The organism is Arthrobacter sp. 05N33_2 (assembly GCF_056397425.1).
This window is the reverse complement of sequence record NZ_JBFTNJ010000143.1, coordinates 1-1,399: the sequence shown is the minus strand read 5'-3', so window position 1 is coordinate 1,399 and position 1,399 is coordinate 1. Positions and strand designations below refer to the sequence as shown.

At 59.3% G+C, this 1,399-nt stretch carries 1 protein-coding gene; it reads left to right on the top strand.

The window, feature by feature from the left end; translation table 11 throughout:
- A partial coding sequence (locus tag AC1DHX_RS20690; RefSeq protein ID WP_476900459.1) for a glycosyltransferase 61 family protein occupies positions 1-826 on the top strand: 826 nt, incomplete at its 5' end.
- Positions 827-1,399: the final 573 nt, after the last annotated feature.

The following is a 1,399-nucleotide window of genomic DNA, read 5'->3' as shown; positions in this document are numbered from 1 at the left end:
GACCCACACCGTCAAGGAACACAACACGCGTAACCCAGGGGTTGTTGGGAAGTTCCATGTTGAGGGTGTGGACTACTTCCTCGACGAGGGCATTTGGGGCGGTCATCTTCTGGCCGGCTGGGGGCATCTCATCACGGAGACTATCGCGACAGCCTGGGCGTCCGAGAAGCTGCCCGACGCCCCGCTGATACTGATTCCGTGGGGGCGCATGTGGTTGTCAGCCTTTCCGCGCATCATTGAGACGCTACGGCTCGCCGGATGGGATGAACGTCGCATCGTCGTGGCCACGGGGGACATTGCGCTGGGTCGCGTACATGTCCCGGAACCGCTAGTGAACATTCGTGGCCTCATGGACGAGGGCGAGCTGATCGACCCCGCCCTCAATGACGTCTACGACCGCATGACTTCCCGAAGCGGCAGCGCAGGCGAGGACAAGAAAATTTTCCTGCCCCGCCCGAAGGGCCACAGGCGAGCACACCCGCACGAGCTCGCTGTTGAACAGGCTCTGGTGGAGGACGGCTTCGTGTCAGTCCGAGGATGGGAGATGACAGTCGAAGAGCAGGTTGCTGCCGTGAACTCGGCCGCCGTGATCACAGGGTTCACCGGGTCGAATCTGCATAATTCCGTCTTCGCCAGGCGCGGCGTCCCAGTGGTCGAGATTAGGGACAGCCGCGCCCAGCTTGACGTTCTTGATGGCGTGAAGCGGATTCAAGGGCCGCTGTGCCTACTCCGTGACCAGCCCTTCTCCGAGTTGGACGGGTATCGTGAGGGTCAGCCTCGTCCGGTTTCGGACATGGTCAACGAGATCAAGGCATTGTTTGGCTAGCTACTGACTGGACCCCGTCTGGTGAGTCCGGGGCCCCTTGTCTTGAGTCGTGCTTTCTGGATGACTGAATCACTCGAGCCCGCGCCCGAAGACATCGCTCCGTGAAGGAAGACCTCTGGACGATCGCCGCCTTCTTTCTTAGATGTTCCTAATGGTTGAGTGGAGCAAAAGGCGAGAATCGGTACCTACATAAGCAGGTCTCTTAACTCTGCCACTCTGTTTGTCGAAGCTAAATGGCGGCAATTGCCGCTCGCTTCGCCGCTTTGACCGCTCTGAGCGTAATACGGTCATTCGTCCATGGTCTTCCTGCACTTCGCGACCCACGCAGCCACTAGTGTTTCGGCCCAGAAACGCGGCAGGTCAGGCGCGGCCGGGGTGCCTTGAGTTGTGGGCCATCTGCATCTGCATCTGATTGCGATGATGACCGACGACGCGACGTTCCTCTGAATGCTCGTCTCCGATCCGCTGCCGTAGCGTCTTTCGCGACGAAACCTTCACAAAACCTTGGAGCGGTCAATGGCACACTTTCCATAAGGATCGGTTCGGCACATACTTGGCTGCACGTAGATTTGG